This window comes from Actinocrinis sp., assembly GCF_035653575.1.
GTDB lineage: Bacteria > Actinomycetota > Actinomycetes > Streptomycetales > Catenulisporaceae > Actinocrinis.
Genome location: NZ_DASRBQ010000155.1, coordinates 1 through 16,491, shown reverse-complemented (window position 1 = coordinate 16,491; position 16,491 = coordinate 1). Strand labels below are relative to the sequence as shown.

General features: G+C 69.0%; 20 protein-coding genes. 10 read left to right on the top strand and 10 right to left on the bottom strand.

The features are described from left to right. Positions 1-52: 52 nt before the first annotated feature. From VFA06_RS20805 to VFA06_RS20790, 4 genes are all read right to left on the bottom strand, one after another. A complete protein-coding gene (locus VFA06_RS20805) occupies positions 53-1,549 on the bottom strand; it encodes a DUF7405 family protein (RefSeq protein ID WP_324842329.1) in 1,497 nt (498 codons plus the stop codon). Between the two features lie 250 nt (positions 1,550-1,799). After that, a complete protein-coding gene (locus VFA06_RS20800; RefSeq protein ID WP_324842328.1) occupies positions 1,800-2,414 on the bottom strand; it encodes a response regulator transcription factor in 615 nt (204 codons plus the stop codon). Between the two features lie 238 nt (positions 2,415-2,652). Next, the gene (locus VFA06_RS20795; RefSeq protein WP_324842327.1) at positions 2,653-3,078 is read right to left on the bottom strand and encodes a TIGR03667 family PPOX class F420-dependent oxidoreductase; all 426 of its coding nucleotides are present in this window, start codon (positions 3,076-3,078) and stop codon (positions 2,653-2,655) included. 12 nt (positions 3,079-3,090) lie between these two features. Further along, positions 3,091-3,579, bottom strand: a complete 489-nt coding sequence (locus VFA06_RS20790) for a GNAT family N-acetyltransferase (protein ID WP_324842326.1) — start codon at positions 3,577-3,579, stop codon at positions 3,091-3,093. Positions 3,580-3,707: 128 nt separating this feature from the next. Between VFA06_RS20790 and VFA06_RS20785 the strand changes: the two genes are divergently transcribed. Further along, a complete protein-coding gene (locus VFA06_RS20785; RefSeq protein ID WP_349260270.1) occupies positions 3,708-4,409 on the top strand; it encodes an HAD family hydrolase in 702 nt (233 codons plus the stop codon). A gap of 30 nt (positions 4,410-4,439) precedes the next feature. Here VFA06_RS20785 and VFA06_RS20780 read toward each other — a convergent pair whose 3' ends face one another. Beyond that, positions 4,440-4,949 (bottom strand): MarR family transcriptional regulator, encoded by a 510-nt coding sequence (locus tag VFA06_RS20780; RefSeq protein ID WP_324842324.1) that lies wholly within the window; start codon positions 4,947-4,949, stop codon positions 4,440-4,442. 110 nt (positions 4,950-5,059) lie between these two features. On the opposite strand from VFA06_RS20780, the gene VFA06_RS20775 reads away from it, so the two are divergent. The 3 genes from VFA06_RS20775 to VFA06_RS20765 are packed head-to-tail and all read left to right on the top strand — an operon-like array spanning position 5,060 to position 6,932. After that, positions 5,060-5,578: a DUF1707 domain-containing protein gene (locus VFA06_RS20775; protein WP_324842323.1), complete on the top strand. Its 519-nt coding sequence runs from the start codon at positions 5,060-5,062 to the stop codon at positions 5,576-5,578. Continuing rightward, positions 5,569-6,057 carry a hypothetical protein gene (locus VFA06_RS20770; protein WP_324842322.1) on the top strand — a complete coding sequence of 163 codons (489 nt, stop codon included), beginning with the start codon at positions 5,569-5,571 and terminating at the stop codon, positions 6,055-6,057. Before VFA06_RS20775 ends, VFA06_RS20770 begins: the two co-directional genes overlap by 10 nt. Then, complete coding sequence (locus VFA06_RS20765) at positions 6,057-6,932, top strand: TIGR03621 family F420-dependent LLM class oxidoreductase (RefSeq protein WP_324842321.1); 876 nt, start codon at positions 6,057-6,059, stop codon at positions 6,930-6,932. Before VFA06_RS20770 ends, VFA06_RS20765 begins: the two co-directional genes overlap by 1 nt. A gap of 23 nt (positions 6,933-6,955) precedes the next feature. Here the strand turns inward: VFA06_RS20765 and VFA06_RS20760 are convergent, their stop codons facing one another. Beyond that, complete coding sequence (locus VFA06_RS20760; protein WP_324842320.1) at positions 6,956-7,117, bottom strand: hypothetical protein; 162 nt, start codon at positions 7,115-7,117, stop codon at positions 6,956-6,958. Positions 7,118-7,275: 158 nt separating this feature from the next. Between VFA06_RS20760 and VFA06_RS20755 the strand changes: the two genes are divergently transcribed. Then, positions 7,276-7,836 (top strand): CGNR zinc finger domain-containing protein, encoded by a 561-nt coding sequence (locus tag VFA06_RS20755; protein WP_324842319.1) that lies wholly within the window; start codon positions 7,276-7,278, stop codon positions 7,834-7,836. On the opposite strand, the gene VFA06_RS20750 is transcribed toward VFA06_RS20755, so the two are convergent. The 3 genes from VFA06_RS20750 to VFA06_RS20740 all read right to left on the bottom strand — a co-directional run bounded on the left by VFA06_RS20750 (position 7,823) and on the right by VFA06_RS20740 (position 10,051). Next, a complete protein-coding gene (locus VFA06_RS20750; RefSeq protein ID WP_324842318.1) occupies positions 7,823-8,092 on the bottom strand; it encodes a hypothetical protein in 270 nt (89 codons plus the stop codon). The two genes, VFA06_RS20755 and VFA06_RS20750, sit on opposite strands and share 14 nt — an antisense overlap. Before the next feature lie 63 nt (positions 8,093-8,155). Continuing rightward, positions 8,156-9,175: a C40 family peptidase gene (locus VFA06_RS20745; protein WP_324842317.1), complete on the bottom strand. Its 1,020-nt coding sequence runs from the start codon at positions 9,173-9,175 to the stop codon at positions 8,156-8,158. 213 nt (positions 9,176-9,388) lie between these two features. Further along, positions 9,389-10,051, bottom strand: coding sequence for a PadR family transcriptional regulator (locus tag VFA06_RS20740; protein WP_324842316.1), 663 nt, complete (start codon positions 10,049-10,051; stop codon positions 9,389-9,391). 115 nt (positions 10,052-10,166) lie between these two features. On the opposite strand from VFA06_RS20740, the gene VFA06_RS20735 reads away from it, so the two are divergent. The 5 genes from VFA06_RS20735 (at position 10,167) to VFA06_RS20715 (ending at position 15,956) form a co-directional block, all read left to right on the top strand. Continuing rightward, positions 10,167-10,724 carry a hypothetical protein gene (locus VFA06_RS20735; RefSeq protein WP_324842315.1) on the top strand — a complete coding sequence of 186 codons (558 nt, stop codon included), beginning with the start codon at positions 10,167-10,169 and terminating at the stop codon, positions 10,722-10,724. Between the two features lie 41 nt (positions 10,725-10,765). After that, entirely contained in the window at positions 10,766-11,971 is a 1,206-nt protein-coding gene (locus tag VFA06_RS20730; RefSeq protein WP_324842314.1) for an FAD-dependent oxidoreductase, read from the top strand. 48 nt (positions 11,972-12,019) lie between these two features. Further along, entirely contained in the window at positions 12,020-12,724 is a 705-nt protein-coding gene (locus VFA06_RS20725) for an NAD-dependent epimerase/dehydratase family protein (RefSeq protein ID WP_324842313.1), read from the top strand. 263 nt (positions 12,725-12,987) lie between these two features. Beyond that, positions 12,988-14,706, top strand: coding sequence for an alkaline phosphatase family protein (locus tag VFA06_RS26150; protein ID WP_414639937.1), 1,719 nt, complete (start codon positions 12,988-12,990; stop codon positions 14,704-14,706). A 41-nt stretch (positions 14,707-14,747) separates the two neighbouring features. Continuing rightward, on the top strand, positions 14,748-15,956 hold the full coding sequence (locus VFA06_RS20715; RefSeq protein ID WP_324842311.1) for a glycosyltransferase: 1,209 nt from the start codon (positions 14,748-14,750) through the stop codon (positions 15,954-15,956). A gap of 37 nt (positions 15,957-15,993) precedes the next feature. Here the strand turns inward: VFA06_RS20715 and VFA06_RS20710 are convergent. Continuing rightward, the coding region (locus tag VFA06_RS20710; RefSeq protein ID WP_324842310.1) for a BBE domain-containing protein at positions 15,994-16,491 on the bottom strand (498 nt) is incomplete at its 5' end.

Here is a 16,491-nt window from a genome sequence, read left to right as displayed (position 1 = left end):
CTCGGCGAGCTGCGCCCACCTTTTACCGGCCGCCGCGCACGGCGCGGCCGCCTCAGCTCAGTTCGAGCAACGGGAACGCCCGGTGGCGGCGCGGCGGGACGAGGAAGTTCTGCCTGCGGGTCGCGGTGATGAAGCGCTCAAGGCCGTTGTCCGTCGCCGCCACGTTGTACTGCGCGGCCAGGTCGAGCGAGGCCTGGTGGCTGCGCATCGTCGCGAAGAAGTCCGCGCTGGGCACGAACACGGTGAACTGCAGCTTCGGCTGGCTGCTGCCGTCTGGAACGTCCATCGCGTCGAAGCCGGGTCCGTCCATCCGGATGTGGATCGGCGTCCCGTCGGCGGCGCGCGAGGAGCGTTGCAGCGTCGAAAGATGGCCCATGCGATGTTCGTTGCCGGGCGTGCCCATTCCCTGGGCGCTGGCCAGCGCGTCACCGGTGCCCTTGAAGGTGTTGTCGAGGAACGACGGGCCGCCGCCGTTGGTGAACTGGTCCGGGTTGCCGAGTGAGGGCGGCGGGGTGGAGCGGAACATGTACTGCACGCGCTCGGTGAACGTGCCGTCGCTGCCGGGAGTGCCGCTGTCGTCGAGGTCGAAGAACTGGACCAGGTCGAGGATGTCGTGCGAGAGGTGCTGGATCGCGCCGTTGTCGAAGTAGTCCCCTGCGACGGCCGTGGTCAGCCGGGCCGAGGCGTTCCCGGCGAAGGTGGTGATGGCGGCCGGTCCGCTGCCATCCACCTGCTGATCGGCGAAGCCCATCCACATGGGCGACTGCGGATGGATGAACGGCGCGAACGGCAGGTCGTGCGTCGCCGCCACGTACCTGGGCAGCCCCATCTGCTGGAACATGGCCCGGCTCGAGGTGAAGGCGAGCAGGCCGGAGAACCGCGGCGAGGCGATCGGCCGCCCTGAGAGCGTGTTGCTGCCGCCGAGCCAGCTGACCACGTCCGCGACATACGAGTAGTCGTCGCCGCGCAGGGTGATCAGGATGTCGTTCGACTCGATCTGCACCGGCACGTTGAAACGGACCTTGCTGATGCCCGGGTTCAGCGAGGAGACGTCGGTGGGGCTCGGAACGGCCTCCTCCAGCACGTAGCGGCTGTGATTCGCGGCCAGGCGCGGCATCGCGCCGGCGACGAGACCGCCGTTCAAGCCGCCGGGCAGCCGGTTGAAGTACGGGACCCCGTAGGCGATGAAGGTGAAGATGCCGCCCGCCGCGAACGGGTAGTTCGCCTCGATGGTGTCCAGCGCGTCGGCGAGCATCCTCTGGTCGGCCTTGGTCGGGGTGCGCAGGAGTCGCGCGGTGAGGAAGGTCGTGTACACCGGCCCGAAGCGCACCGTCACGCCGTTGATCGTCTGCGCTGGAGCGATGTAGTTGCCGATGTCGAACTGGATGTCAGGCAGCGACGATGCCGCGTTCATCGCGCCGGGTAGGGGCTCGCGGATCGGCACTCGGGCGGCGCGCCCGGTCAGCTCAAGAGTGCCCAGCGCCGCGGCGAGCGCCCCGGCGCCTTTGATGATGACGCGGCGACTCGGCTGACCGAGGATGGTGTGCACTGGCCGGGACGGCGACTCGGGACCAAGCTGGGTAGCGGGTCGGTCAGTGGGCTGCGCAACGGGCTGGGTATCGGGATAGGCCTGCGGTCGTGGCCGGTGCCGGACGGGACAGGTGGCTGGGGTGGGCGACGCGGGAGTCTGTTCTCCCGGAATCTCTGGTGACGACACGTGCGGATCCGCTCTCTCGGCGCTTCCCCCCTCCGCGGGCACGGTATATAAGGGACGTGCGACTCGATAGGACGGAAATCCCTTAGGTGGTTTGCGTGGGACCGCCGGCACCGGCCGATCGCGCAGGTCGAGCGTCATCGCGTCCGTACACGGCGGCGACCGCGCCGGTGCGGCTGCTCACCCCGAGCTTGCGGAACAGATGGCTCTGGATGCTCTCCACCGTCTTGACCGAGATGTTGAGCGCGCGGGCGGTCTGCTTCACCGAGCTTCCGGCCGCGGCCAGGCTGATGATCTCGGACTCGCGCGCGGTCAGCCGCGCCGGGCGGCTCGCCGGCTGCCGCCGCAGCAGGCCGCGCCGGATTCCCTCGGCGACCGCCTGGGTCTCGCCGTGCACGTCGAGCTTGGCGAAGATGCGGCGCTTGTGGTTCTCCACGGTGCGCGCGCTCACGCCGAGCAGTTCGCCGACCTCGGTCGAGCGCCGCCCGAGGCTGAGCAGCCGCAGCACGTCGAGCTCGCGCGCGGTCAGCGGCGTGTCGACCACCACGGCGTCGGGCAGGCAGCATGCGTGGTCGCAGCGCAGGTCTGCGGCCTGCTGCGCCTCGTCCGCGGCGAGCAGCACCACGCCGACCCGCGGATGCCCGCGCAGCAGGCCGGCGATCAGCTCGCGCGACAGTGGATCAGGACTCTGAACGATCACCCTCAGGCGCCGCTCCGGGTGCCCGGTCTTCAGGACCCGCCGGAATCGCTCATCTTGGCTCCCAGTACCGCCGGACGCGGATCGGTGCGCCATGCCGAACCGGGCCGGATCTGTCTGCCGCGCGCCGGGCGCAGGGGTTTCGGGTGGGTACGCTCGGGTGTGCGGCCTTGCGCGGAACGTAGCCGGACTGGACCAATCTGGCAATAGGTCTAGACAACCGTGTCGAATGTGCACCTCGTCAGATGTGCACCTTCGTCGGAGTGATCACCGTGGTGGCTGAGTACTCCGCGGCGAACTGCTCCGGCGTGCCGAACATCGCCGCGATGCGTTCGGTGTACTTCGCGAGGAAGTCAGGGTGCTTGTCGGCGGGCGGCTGGTCGTCGACCTGCCGGGCCACTCCCTCGAGACGCACGATGTTGCGGCCGAGGTCGCACACGTCCAAGGCCAGGCTCACCTTGTCGTTTCCGGCGATGTTGCGCAGCTTGGCGGTGCCCGGCTTGCTGTAGAGCAGGACGGTCTCGTCGTCACGCAGCACGAACCAGACCGGAACGGTGATCGGCTGCCCGTCCGGTCGCACGGTGGTCAGCCAGGCCATCAGGTTGCTGCGTAGCCGGGCCTCGACTCGGTCGCGGTCGGCGGCCGGAAGGTGTGCCGTCAGCTCCACGCGGCGTTCCTTTCAGAGCATCCGATGCATGATGTGCAGTCCGACATAGCCTTCACTCGGGTGGTGGAAGGCCTCCGGTACTGTACCGACGATCTTGAATCCGAGGGACTCGTACAGCCGCACCGCGTAGACGTTGGTCTCCACGACCGCGTTGAACTGGATCGCGCGGAAACCGGCGGCGCGTGTCCACTCCAGTGAGTACTCGACCAGTGCGCGGCCGATGCCGCGGCCCGATCGCTGCGGATCCACCATGTAGCTCGCGCTCGCGACATGCGCGCCGTTGCCGGGCCGGTTGGCGTACATGTTCGCGGTCCCGAGAACCGCGCCAGACTCGTCGACCGCGACGGCGGTGTGCGTGGGCGGCGGGAGCATCCACAGCTCGCGGCCCTGTTCTTCGGTCAGGTCGGTCGGGTAGGCGAAGGTGTCGCCGGCGGCCACGATCGCGTGGAAGAAGGGCCAGATCGAGCGCCAGTCGTCCGCTACAGCTTCTCTGATCAGCACGTCGCCATCATGCCTTTACGTGCCGCGGCGCGACCACACGGTTTCCGCGCCGGTCCCGCTGCGGTGTTTCGTCCGGCCACGCCAGGGCAGACGCGAGGTCCAAGCGCGTGGCGGTGGGAAGGGCAGCAATGAGCGAGGAACGGTCACCGGGCGGGACCTACGCGGGTGCGGTGCTGTTCGACGTCGATGGCACGCTGATCGACACGGCATACCTTCATGCGGTCGCCTGGTGGCAGGCGTTTCGCCAGGCTGGGCTGACAGTTCCGATGGCACGGACGCACCGGGCGATCGGCATGGGATCGGACCATCTGCTCGACCACCTGCTCGGCCCGGATCGCGACAAGGACGGCGACAGTGCGCTCAGTGCCTCTCACGACGCGCTGTTCGCTGCGTACTGGCCAAGCCTCCAACCGTTCGACGGCGCGGCGCGGCTGCTGCACGTCTGCCGGCAACGCGGTTGGCGAGTGGTGCTGGCCAGCTCTGCCAAGGAGGACGAACTGTCGGCGATGCGCGCCGCGCTGAATGCTGAGGACTCGATCGACGCGGTCACCGGCGCGAGCGACGTGGCTTCCAGCAAACCCGAGCCGGATCTCGTCGAGCGCGCACTTGAACGTGCCGGCGTGCCGGCGGAGCGAGCCGTGTTCGTCGGCGACACGCGTTGGGACGTGGAGGCCGCGGCGCGGGCCGGCGTGCCGTGCATCGGGATGCTTTCCGGCGGCTGGTCGCGGGCCGAACTGGAGCAGGCCGGGGCCGTGGAAGTGTACGAGGGGCCGGCCGAACTGCTCGGCAAGCTCGACGGCAGCATCCTGTCGCAGCCTTCGAAGGACTAGGACGCGCTTCGGCGCTGCTAGCGAAGAGCGCTAGTGCTCTGAAGGCTGGTCGTCGCGTTCGAGCATGCCCGGATGCACGCCGGGGACGGCGCCCGCACGCGCATTGCGCGCGGCGGCGAGCTTCTGCAGCAGGCCGAGTAATTGTGCGCGCTCTTCCGGTTCCAGCGGTTCGCACATCGCCGCCTCGACGCCGAAGGCCGCTTGCATCGCCTGGCCGAACGCGGCCGCGCCGGCTTCGGTGAGCCCGATGGTGTAGGCACGGCGATCCTCCGGATGCGGCCGCCGTTCGATGAGCCCTTTGGCTTCCAGGCCGTCCACCAGCGCGACCATGCGGTTGGGTGTGATGTTCAGCATCGCGCCGAGCGCCCGCTGCGAGCCGCCCTGCGCGCTGGCCAGCAGCCGCAGCAGGCCGAATTGGCGCAGCTCGAGGCCGAGGCCGGCCAGCGCCTTGCCCATCTCGCCGCTAGCGTCGTAGCCGAGGCGGGAGAGCAGGAAGGCGACGCTCGGCGGACTCTGGCCCGGATCGAGCGACGGACTCACAGGATAATCCCAGGTTCGAATAGTCGCACGAGAGATATAGTACCGCCATGGAACGAATGCCGTGACGGGAACTGCGGCGATGGAGTTCCACCGAGGAGGTGACCTCGCCCGTGAGCGACAACCAGGCTCCGAACGACAGCCAGAACCAGGATCAGAACCAGAACCTCACTTCGAACCCGGACAAGCCGCACGGCACCGGCCTGCGTGCGTCCGATGCCGAACGCGAAGCCGCGTTGCGCGTCCTGGCGAAGCACTTCGCCGACGGCCGGCTCGAGCGTGCCGAGTTCGACGAGCGCGCCGACGCCGCATTCGCCGCACGCACCCAGGACCAGCTGCGCACACTGTTCGCGGATCTGCCCGGCCCCGCACCGGTGCCGCCGGCAGTGCAGGAATACGCGGGTGCGGCGGCCTCCGCCTCCGGAGCGTCCGCCCCGGATGGATGGCAGGCGCGTCCGCCGGCGGTTCCGTGGGCCGCTCCGCTCTTCCTCGTCCCGGTGCTGCTGGCGTTCGCGGTCCTGGCCGCGCTGCACGGCGCGCCGCCGTTCCCGCTCATCCCGCTCGCGTTCATCCTGCTGCGCCGGCACCGGCGCTCGACTCGCTGGAATCGAGAGGTACGACCATGGACCTGACCCCGCAGGCCACCACGACCACCGCCGCGTCCGCCCGGTCCGCGTCGGCGCCTTCAGTGGAAAGGCTCCGGCGATCCAGCTTCGGCGCCGTGCTCGCGCTGATCGTCCAGTACGGACTCGGCATGGGCGTGAACCTGTTCGTGAACGTCCCGGACGCGGACAAAGGCAAGGGAATGGGCGCGGCGTTCGGCAAGGCCTTCTCCAACGGCCCGGCCGCACTCGCCGCGCACGCGGGCATCGGGCTGCTGCTGGTCATCAACGTGATCGTCGTGCTGGTGACCGCGTTCCGGGCCGGGCACCGCGTCGCACTGGTCAGCTCGATCGTGGGCGCGCTGTGCGTGATCGGCGCGGCGTTCTCCGGCGCGAACTTCGTCGACAAGGGCGCGAACAGCGCGTCGATGACGATGGCCGTGCTGACCGGCGTCGCAATCGCCTGCTACGCGATCAACCTGTACGTGCTTGGCTCGGAGCGGGACTGATGACGGCACACGACCGCAGGTTCCGCTTCGGTGCGGTGGCCGCGGCGGCGCGCAGCGCGAAGGAGTGGACCTCGACGGCGCAGCACCTCGAAGAGCTCGGATTCTCGACGTTGCTGTGCCCTGACACGACGGGCACCTTCGCACCGTTCGCTGCCTTGACCGCGGCCGCGATGGCGACCGAGACGCTACGACTAGGCACGTATGTGCTGGCCTCGCCGCTGCGCTCTCCCGGCACCGTGGCCTGGGAGAGCGTGACGCTGGACGCGCTCAGCGGTGGCAGGTTCGAGCTCGGACTCGGCGCCGGACGTCCGGACGCCGCGCGCGACGCCGCCCGACTGGGCCTGCCCTTCGGCAGCGCCGCCGAGCGCATCACGCGACTCGAGGAGACGATCGCCGCGGTCCGGGCCCGTTTCGCCGGATCGGATCCGGCGGCTCAGCGCGACGCGGTACGCGGGGTGCAGCAGCCGGCTCCGCCGATCTTGGTGGCCGGTGTCGGCCCGCGGATGCTGCGGCTCGCCGCGCAGCACGCTGACACGCTCGCGCTCGGCCTGCCGCCGCGAAGCACGGACGACGATCTGGCGGCGAAGGCAGACGAACTGCGTCGCCTCGACGCCACGGCCTTCGATCGGCTCGAGCTGGCCCTCAACATCGCGCTGGTCGGCGAAAACGCACCGCCGCACGCCGCCGCCTGGCTCGGCGGCGATCCGAGCGAATTGATCCGCGGCGGCTCGATCACCGTGCTCGTCGGCACCCCGCGTCAGATGGCTGACGCGCTGTTGCGGCGGCGGGAGCGTTCCGGCGTGTCGTACGTCTCGGTCAACGTGATGTTCGCCGACCAGTTCGCTCCGGTGATCGAGCTGCTCGCGGATCAGTGAGTGGTGAACAGGAAGTAGTAGGGCTACCGGCTGAGCTCTTCGGCGGCGCGGCGGGCGCGGTGGTCGGCCCAGGCGGCGATGCGGGACCAGCGGTTCGCTGCGGCCATCCGGCGGGCCAGCTCGTGCTCGCGCGCGGCCCGGAACAGCTCGTCGCTGCGGGTGTCGGCCAGATTGGTCGGGAACATGCTCGTCTTTCCCCTCCGTCGGGATCTTCATCGGCCAGGCCCGTGTGGCGACTGGCGGGGTGCGATCCGTGACTGTCATACTTTGTTTTGACAGTAACGACGATACGCGCTAGGGGGTGACTGGTCAAGTGGATTTTGGCAGTCACACAGTAGGCTCGGTGGACCTAGCGGTCAGCCTGGTCAACGCGATAGTGCCGGGGGAATCCCGCGGCCGCGTCTACCCCGCGGCGGACGGCGTCGAGGAGTTGCGCGGACGGGCCCAGGCGGTCCCCGGACTGACTCCCGGCAGGCCGCTGACCGACAAGGAGACCCGCGGCGTCGCCAAGATCGCCGAGGAGCTGCATGCCGTCTTCGCGGCCGCGCAGGACGGCGACCTCGACACGGCGGCTCGGCTGCTCAACGCGATGATCGTGCGCTACGACGCGCGACCGACCCTGCTACGGCACGACAACGAACCCTGGCATCTGCACTTCCACGGCCCCGGCGCGGGAGTCGTGGAAGGAATCGGCGGCGCGACGTCGGTCGCCCTCGCCTTCGTCTTCGGCAGCGAATACGCCGACCGGGTCGGCATGTGCTCCGCGCCCAGCTGCGATCGGGTGTACGTGGACGTCTCGCGCAACGGCACCAAGCGCTACTGCTCGACGGCCTGTCAGAACCGGGTCAAGGCGGCGAGCTTCCGCGCCCGGCAGGCCGGATCGGAGAAGCTCAGCGCGGACTGATCGGAACCAGCGAGAGGGTCGGCGTCTCGTCCGATTCCGCCGGTTCACAGGGTTCGGCGGGTTCCGCCGGCGCCGCCCACATCGACAAGGGCCGCAGATCGTGCTCCGGATCGCCGGTCCGCTCCCAAGGCGCCGGAATCGGCTCGGGCTCGGGGGAGCAGAACTCGCACTCGCAGTCCTGCGCCGCGGCGCCGCCGTCGGCGGCGTACCCCGGCCCTGCCTGCGAAGCGTGCGGACGGCCGCTTTCGTCGTTCATTGACCGGAGCTTCCTATTCTTGTCGTTCGGTCGTGCCTCTTCGGCCCGGCGGACCGGCGAACGTCACACGACGCGGCGCACGGCGTCGATCGGCAGCATGTTCCAGGGACCGTACTGAACCGGCTGCCCGGTCGTCGGCGCGTGGATCACCAGGCCGTCGCCGACGTAGATCGCGATGTGCTCGTTATTGTCGTACAGGATCAGGTCGCCCGGCTGCAGATTCGACAGGATCGGCGCCACCGCGTACCCGTCGTTGACCTGATCGTAGGTGGTGCGGCCGAGTTGCACGCCGGCGGCCTTCCATGCCGCCTGGGTCAAGCCCGAGCAGTCGTATCCCGGGTTCCCGGTCCCGCCCCACTGGTAGTAGATGCCGAGCTTGGACTTGGCGAACGCGACCGCGATGCCGGCCCGCCCGGACACCTGCGGCAGCGCCGCGATCCGGGCCGCGGACACGTTCCAGTCCACGTTGACCGGGCTGATCTGCTGTTGCTGCGCGAAGGTCAGGCTGGAGAGCAGCGCCTGCGCCTGCCGGTTCTTCGCCACGATCTGCGTGCGCAACGCGGCGGCCTGGTCCTCGGTCTGCTGCAGCTGCCCCAGCCGGCCGGCGGCCTGCTTCTTAAGCGCCGTCACCTGAGCCTGCTCGGCCTTCAGCGACTTGAGCATCATCGCCTCGTTCTGGCCGAACTGGTTCACCGCCAGCGCGTGCTGCAGATATTGGTCAGGGTTCTGCGAAAGCATCATGGTGAGCGCCGGGTCGACCGAGCCGGTGCGGTACTGCGCCGCGGCCAGCGGCCCGAGCGTGCCCAGCAGCGAGGTCATCGACTTCTGCGCGGCGACCGCCTGGCCCTGCAACTGGTCGACCTGCTGGCGCAGCGCGGCCATCTGCTCGGCTGCGGCGTCGTAGTTGTTGGTGGCCGTCTCAGCCTGCTGCTGAAGGGTCTTCACCTGCGCCTGGACGTCGGCGACTGACGCCGCGTGTCCCGCGGTCGCGGACAGGCCGACGCCCGTGGCGGCCGCGGCACCGGTCGCCGTGAGCGTGATCGCGGTGCGTACCGGGACCGTCCTGCGTCTGTGCGAGGCCATGAGGCCAGCTCCTTCACCGCTGTCGGCGTGTGGGCGACGCCGATCCGTCGCGCCGACGCTGCGCCCGGGCCGGAGGGCGCAGGCCGGCTCGAAGGCGAGACACGAGCGGATCGCCGTCCCGGTTCACCGCGGGCAGGCGGTAATCGGAGCCGGTTTGTCAGAGCGCGTTGATCGCTGCGGTGAGGTTGTCGAAGATGTGGATGCCGATGGCCGTCACGAGGCTGCAGTGGACGGCGCGGCCTGCGTGGATGGCTCCGCCAACGCCTGCTGTCCTGTCGTCTGTGCGAAGCCGATCAGTTCTTCGAGTGTCCAGTTGAGCCGCCCGCTGCGCAGGTCGTCGGTCACCGCGCGGATCCAGTCGAGTTCCGCGGCAGTCATCGACCGCAGGTATTCGTCTTCGAGCATGGTGACCCGAGGTAGGCCGTAGACCTCCAACTGCTCGGTGAGGTTCTTCTCGTGCTCTGCGAGCGCCGCGCTGAGGGCCGCGGCGCGCTGCTCAAGCACTTCGAGCGCTTCCTGCGGCGCGAGCATGAGCACGAAGGAGAGCGCCGCGGGGAACTGCGGGAACTCCTGCTTGGGCTCGGCCAGCAGCTCATGCAGCCAGTCACGGGTCGCCTGCCGTCCGGCCTCGGTCAGCTCGTAGACGGTGCGCTCCGGGTACTGCTGGTCGCGCCCGGTCTCGCGTACTGCGATCAGGTCCGCGGCGAGCAACCGCTCGATCGTGCGGTAGAGGCTCGCACGCTGGCTCACGTTGACCACTTTGTCTTTCCCCCACTGCTTGATCAGGCGCTGGATGCCATACGGATGCAGCGGCTGGAAGTGCAGGAGGGCCAGAACGGTCACGCCGAGCGGCGAGGCGCGATGCGGAGTGCTCATGAGGCAATGATACTCCCAACGAGACTAGTTGACTTGTGACTAGTTTCAGTGAAACTATCAAGTCATCCCGCTCCGGCGGGGCCGAGAACTGCCTCAAGAGACGGAGAACACCGCGATGAACACCGTGACCATGAAGAGCAAGACCGTGCCGACCGACACCACCACTACTGACGCCCCCGCCGCCGGCACCTCTGTCGCTGACACCGCCGCCGTCGAGCGCGTCCACGCCGATCACGCCGTGGCCAAGCGCCTCGGCAACTGGACCCGCGCCGACCGCTTCGAGGTGCGTGCCCGCAGCGGCCTCGTCGTCCTCGACCTGCGCTCGCCCGACCTGCCCGACGAGGTCGAAGTGCGCGTCGAACTCCAGCGCGCCACGGTCAAACTGCTCGTCCCCGACGACGCGCAGGTCGAGCACTGGGACCTGCACTGGACCGCACGCGGCCGGGTCAAGGACGCGGCAGCCGCCGCGGCACCGGCCCAAACGGCGCACGCGGCCGGCACCCGGCGCATTCGCCTGACCGGCGTTTCCACGGACAGCGAGGTGCGGGTGCAGCGCGGCGGCGTAGCGATCCTCACCGCCATGTGCTCGCGCGAATACCTCCAGGACCTGCGGCGCGCACACCAGACCGGAAGCCACCCGTCCGTCGACGACCCGGCCCGCGCCGCTCGCTGACCACCAGAAGCCCAATTCACACGGGGAAGAGAGGCACAAGCATGAACGCGATCAGGACTGCCGCCGTCATCGGAGGCGGAATCGCCGGGCCGGTGGCCGCGCTGGCGTTGCGCAAGGCCGGAATCGACGCGACGGTGTACGAGGCCTACCAGGACACCGCGGACGGTGTCGGCGGAACGCTGATGGTCGCGCCGAACGGGCTCGCCGCGCTCAAGATCGTCGGCATCGACCTGGACCCGGTCGGCCAGCCCATCCAGGGCATGGTGATGACCGACTGGCGCGGCAAGCGGCTCGGCGAGTTCGGCGGCGTCCCCGGACTGCCGCCGAGCCGAGTGATGTGGCGTGGCGAGCTCTACCAGGCGGTTCGCGAGCGAGTAGCGAAACTGGGCGTGCCGACCGTGTACGGCAAGCGCCTTGTCGGCGCGGAGGAGACACCGGTCGGCGTTACCGCACGGTTCGCGGACGGGACCGAGGCCAGCGCGGACATACTCATCGGCGCCGACGGCATCCGATCGGTCGTCAGGCCCTTGATCGATCCGTCGGCGCCCGGACCGCAGTACACCGGGCTCCTCGGCTTCGGCGCCTTCTCCAAGGCCGAAGTGCCTGGTGCCCGCTCGGACACTATGTACTTCGCGTTCGGTAAGCAGGCCTTCCTTGGGTACTGGCCCGTCCCGGACGGCGGTACCGCATGGTTCTGCAACCTGACACAGGAGAAGTTCGTCACCGCCGCCGAGACCTGGGCAACGCCACGCGCTGAATGGATGCGCATCCTGCGGGAGAAGTTCGCCGAAGACATCCCCGGTCGCGACCTGTTGTTCGGCACCGAGACCGACGACCTGCTCACCTTCGGCGGCATGGAGATCCTCCCCTCGGTGCCGCACTGGCACCGCGGCCGGATGGTGCTGGTCGGCGACTCGGCCCACGCGCCGTCCTCAAGCTCCGGCCAAGGCGCGTCACTGGCGGCCGAGAGCGCGATTCAACTCGCCCGCTGCCTGCGCGACCTGCCGGACGTCGGCTCGGCGTTCACCGCGTTCGAAGGGCTGCGACGCGAGCGAGTGGAGAAGGTCGCCGCCCAGGCCGCGAAGACCAACAACCAGAAGTCGATGGGTCCGCTCGCGACCACGCTCATGTCGCTGCTCATGCCGCTGGCGAGCCGGACCTTCATGAAGCCGGAAAGGCTCGTCGGCTGGACCCATCGGTACCGCATCGACTGGGACGAGCCGGTCACCGTCGGTGCCGGCGACTAACTTAGGGACCAAGCGAGACAGCACGAGAACGGGACGGGGATGCACGAGATGTCACAGCACTCGAACGAAGGCCCTATTCACTCCGCGGCGGCGCAGGCCACGTCCGGTCAGAGCGCGCCAGACCAGTCCGCGTCCGACCAGGCTGCGCCAGCCCAGTCCGCGCCGCTGCGGATCTTCCTGGCCGGCGCGACCGGCGTGATCGGCATCAGGCTGCTGCCGCTCCTCCTCGCCGCCGGGCACACGGTGGCCGCCATGACCAGGTCGGCGGGGAAGCGGGAACTGCTGGCGTCGATGGGCGCGCAGCCGGTCGTGTGCGACGTCTTCGATGCGGGCGCACTACGCGAGGCGGTGGTGGGCTTCCGCCCCGACGCGGTTCTCCACCAGCTCACGGACCTGCCCGACACCGCGGACCGCATCCCGGAGTTCGCCGCCCGAAACGCGCGCATCCGCACCGAGGGCACCCGCAACCTGGTGGCCGCCGCGGTCGCCGCCGGTGCGCGCCACTTCCTCGCGCAAAGCATCGCCTGGGTTTCCTCGGGCGGCGCGGCGGTCCTCGAGGAGCACGAGGGCCAGGTGCTCAAGATCGGCGGAGTGGTCGTCCGCTACGGCCAGCTGTACGGACCAGACACCTTCTATGAGGAGTCGATCCCCTCGCATCCGCGCATTCACGTCGAGGCCGCGGCGCGCGAGACCGTCCCGCTGATCACGGCCGCGTCGGGGGTCGTGGTGCTGACTGAGGACGACAAAGCTTAGCTCGTTTGTTCGATCCACAGTGTGGATATCGCCTGTGGATAACTTTTCCACCGGCAGGTATGCGCCGGTAGCGAGTGCAAGGCCATCGAACAAGCGCGCGGTGACGGCATCGTCGCCGCGCGCGGTGTTTCGGGAGAATCGTCCCACGGGTTCGCAAACAGCAGGATAAGGATGAAGAAACCCTGAAGTACGTTCCCGTGGGGCCATTGCCACCGGCGCGATCTTGTCGCACCGTGTCCGAGGCGGCGGCACCCGTCCACAAGATGAGTGGCCTGACTCGCTGCGAGTCGGCCGCGCCGCCGCGGACACCGGAACCGACGCGTACCCACCGCCCCGGAGGAGATCCCGTGCCCCTGCCCGCCACCCCGACCCGGCTCAGGACCGCGCTCGCGGCCCTCGCCCCGATCGCCGCGCTGGTCGCGCCGCTGACCGCGAGCGCCCCCGCGCACGCCGCGGCCGGACTGCCGAAGCCCGACCACCTCGTCGTCGTGATCGAGGAGAACCACTCCTACTCCGACGTCATCGGCAGCTCGTCGGCCCCCTACCTCAACTCGCTCGCGGCGCAGGGCGCCAGCTTCACCCAGTCCTTCGCGATCACCCACCCGAGCGAGCCGAACTACCTGGCCCTGTTCGCCGGCAGCACCGAGGGCCTCTCCTCGGACAGCTGTCCGCACACCTACTCCACGGCGAACCTCGGCAGCGAGCTGATCGCCGCCGGGCTCAGCTTCACCGGTTACTCCGAGTCGATGCCGTCCGACGGCTACACCGGCTGTACGTCTGGCGAGTACGCGCGCAAGCACAACCCGTGGTCGGACTTCACCAACGTGCCGAGCGCGGACAACCGCACCTTCGCGGCCTTCCCGACCGACTACAGCACGCTGCCCGCGGTCTCCATCGTCGTGCCGAACCTGCTCGACGACATGCACGACGGCACGGTCGCGCAGGGGGACACCTGGCTGCAGAACAACATCGACGGCTACGCACAGTGGGCCAAGACCCACAACAGCGACCTGATCGTCACCTGGGACGAGGACGACAACAGCAGCAACAACCAGATCCCGACGATCGCGGTCGGCGCGAACGTGAAGCCCGGCACCTACGGCGAGACGATCAACCACTACAACGTCCTGCGTACCATCGAGGACTTCTACAACCTCGGCTACGCAGGCTCCAGCTCCTCCGCGACGCCGATCACGGACGCGTTCACCGCCGGTTCGACGCAGAACACGGTGACCGTGACCAACCCCGGCAGCCAGTCCGGGACCGTGGGCACCGCCCTCAGCCTTCAGATTCAGGCCGCGGACTCCTCCTCCGGCCAAACGCTGACCTACAGCGCCTCTGGTCTACCGGCCGGCCTGTCGATCAACTCCGCTACCGGCCTGATCTCCGGCACCCCCATCGCGGCGGGCAGCTCCTCGGTGACCGTCTCGGCGAGAGACACCACCGGCGCGACCGGCTCGGCGTCGTTCACCTGGACGATCAGCCCCTCTTCCGGCGGTGGCGGCTGCACAGCGGCGCAGCTGCTGGGCAACCCCGGATTCGAGACCGGATCGGCATCCCCGTGGTCCGCGTCCTCCGGCGTGGTGAGCAACAGCTCGTCCGAGCCCCCGCACAGCGGCACGTATGACGCATGGCTGGACGGATACGGCAGCACCCACACCGACACCCTCTCGCAGACCGTCACCGTGCCCAGCGGCTGCTCGACCTACAACTTCGCCTTCTATCTGCACATCGACACGGCCGAGACCAGCACGAGCACCGCTTACGACAAGCTGAGCGTGCAGGTGCTCTCCTCCTCCGGCAGTGTGTTGGCGACGCTGGCCACCTACTCCAACCTCGACCACAACGCCGGCTACACCCAGCACAGCTTCAACCTGTCCGCCTACGCCGGGCAGAGCGTCACGCTCAAATTCACCGGCACCGAGGACAGCTCCCAGCAGACCTCTTTCGTGGTTGACGACACGTCCCTCAACGTCAGCTGACCCCTGACGCCGAGCGCGGCCCGGTCTGCCAGGCTTAGGCCGTGACTGCGCTCGTCTTCGCCGGTGTGGCCCTGTTGTCGCTGGCCATCTGGCTGTATCTGCTGCTCGCACACGGCAGGTACTGGCTCGCCGACCAGTACCTGCCCGCGCGACCGAACGCATTCGGCGCGCAGGAGCGTGCCTGGCCGGACGTGGTGGCGATCGTGCCGGCGCGCGACGAAGCCGACATGCTGCCGCTGACGCTGCCAACGCTGCTCGGGCAGGACTATCCGGGCAAGTTCTCCGTCGTGCTCGTCGACGACGCGAGCAGCGACGGAACCTCCGAAGTGGCCGAGAAGCTCGCCGCCGCGCACCCCGGCCGCACGCTGCACATCGTGCACAGCGACGGTCCGCCGCCCGGCTGGGCAGGCAAGGTGGCGGCGATGAGACGCGGCTTCGAGGCCTCAGTGGCGTCCACGTCCAGTCCGCCGGAATACGTGCTGTTCACCGACGCCGATATCGCGCATCCGGCCGACGGCGTCCGGCGTTTGGTGGCTTTCGGCGAAGCGCGCGAACTCGATCTGGTGTCACTGATGGCCCGCCTGCGTACCGAGACCGCGGCTGAGCGCGCCATCGTGCCCGCGTTCGTCTACAGCTTCGCGCAGCTTTATCCATTCGCCCGCGTGAACCGCCCGAGTAGCCGCACGGCCGCGGCTGCCGGAGGATGCATGCTCGTGCGCCGCAATGCACTGATCCAGGCGGGAGGGCTCGAAAAGATCGCGGGCGCCCGGATCGACGATGTCGCGTTGGGAACGCTGCTGAAGCGGCGAGCCGGCCGCGGCCGCACCTGGCTCGGGCTGACCACCGACGTTCGCAGCGTCAGGCCGTATCCCCGGTTCTCAGACCTTTGGGACATGATCGCCCGCAGCGCGTACACGCAGCTGCGTTACTCGCCATACCTGCTCGCCGGTACGCTGCTCGGCCTTCTGATCATGTACGCGGTTCCGCCCGTCCTCGGCCTCGCCTTCCTGGGCATCGCACTCGCCGGTGGAGGCACGCCAGCAGCCGTAGCCGCCGGCGCTGCTCTGGCGGCGTGGGCATCGCTCTCGCTGAGTTACCTGCCAACGCTGCGCCTTTACCGACTACGCAGCTGGCGCGCGCCTTTGCTGCCTGGGGTCATGATGCTCTACGGCGCGATGACCTTCGACTCGGCGCGGCGCTATCACCGTGGGAGCGGCGGAAGGTGGAAAGGCAGAGTCGAGGAGAACTAGAGCTAAGGCCGTGAAGGGCCGCGACGGCCGGCTGCGGTTAGTCGGCGCCGATGCCCTGCGGCAGGTTGAAGACGTGTTCGGGGTCGTACTTCTCTCTGACCTGAACCAGCCTCGCGTAGTTCGCGCCGTAGTACGCCTGCTGCCAGTTGGCCAGCTCCGGATCGAGGTAGTTCTGATACGCCCGGCCGCTCGCGTATGGCGTCATCGTCTGGTGGAAACCGCGCAGCCAGTTCTGTTGCGTACTGGTCTGCGCGGTTGTCGCACTGTCGCTCCACGTCGTGGTGAATTGGCCGACGAACAAGCCGTCTCGATGCACGAACGCGGTGGCGTCCGGCGCGACCCGGTTCACCGCTCCGCCGAGCGCGTCGAAGGCCACGCCGCCCTGACCGCCGCCGCCGAACTGTTGCCGCTGTTCGACCGCGGCGATGATCGCCGAGATCGCGGACGGCGAAAGCGCGCGCGTGAAGATGTGCGACTTGGCGAACTCCGACTCCCGCTGCAACGTGCCGGCCGGGTTCTGCCACGGCAGATGGCA

Excerpts from the sequence above, each read along its gene's own strand:
- VFA06_RS20785 (WP_349260270.1), top strand. The coding sequence starts at position 3,708 with ATGAGCGAGGAACGGTCACCGGGCGGGACCTACGCGGGTGCGGTGCTG.
- VFA06_RS20770 (WP_324842322.1), top strand. The coding sequence starts at position 5,569 with ATGGACCTGACCCCGCAGGCCACCACGACCACCGCCGCGTCCGCCCGG.
- VFA06_RS20765 (WP_324842321.1), top strand. The coding sequence starts at position 6,057 with ATGACGGCACACGACCGCAGGTTCCGCTTCGGTGCGGTGGCCGCGGCG.
- VFA06_RS20760 (WP_324842320.1), bottom strand. The coding sequence starts at position 7,117 with ATGTTCCCGACCAATCTGGCCGACACCCGCAGCGACGAGCTGTTCCGG.
- VFA06_RS20750 (WP_324842318.1), bottom strand. The coding sequence starts at position 8,092 with ATGAACGACGAAAGCGGCCGTCCGCACGCTTCGCAGGCAGGGCCGGGG.
- VFA06_RS20745 (WP_324842317.1), bottom strand. The coding sequence starts at position 9,175 with ATGGCCTCGCACAGACGCAGGACGGTCCCGGTACGCACCGCGATCACG.
- VFA06_RS20740 (WP_324842316.1), bottom strand. The coding sequence starts at position 10,051 with ATGAGCACTCCGCATCGCGCCTCGCCGCTCGGCGTGACCGTTCTGGCC.
- VFA06_RS20735 (WP_324842315.1), top strand. The coding sequence starts at position 10,167 with ATGAACACCGTGACCATGAAGAGCAAGACCGTGCCGACCGACACCACC.
- VFA06_RS20730 (WP_324842314.1), top strand. The coding sequence starts at position 10,766 with ATGAACGCGATCAGGACTGCCGCCGTCATCGGAGGCGGAATCGCCGGG.
- VFA06_RS20725 (WP_324842313.1), top strand. The coding sequence starts at position 12,020 with ATGTCACAGCACTCGAACGAAGGCCCTATTCACTCCGCGGCGGCGCAG.
- VFA06_RS26150 (WP_414639937.1), top strand. The coding sequence starts at position 12,988 with ATGAGTGGCCTGACTCGCTGCGAGTCGGCCGCGCCGCCGCGGACACCG.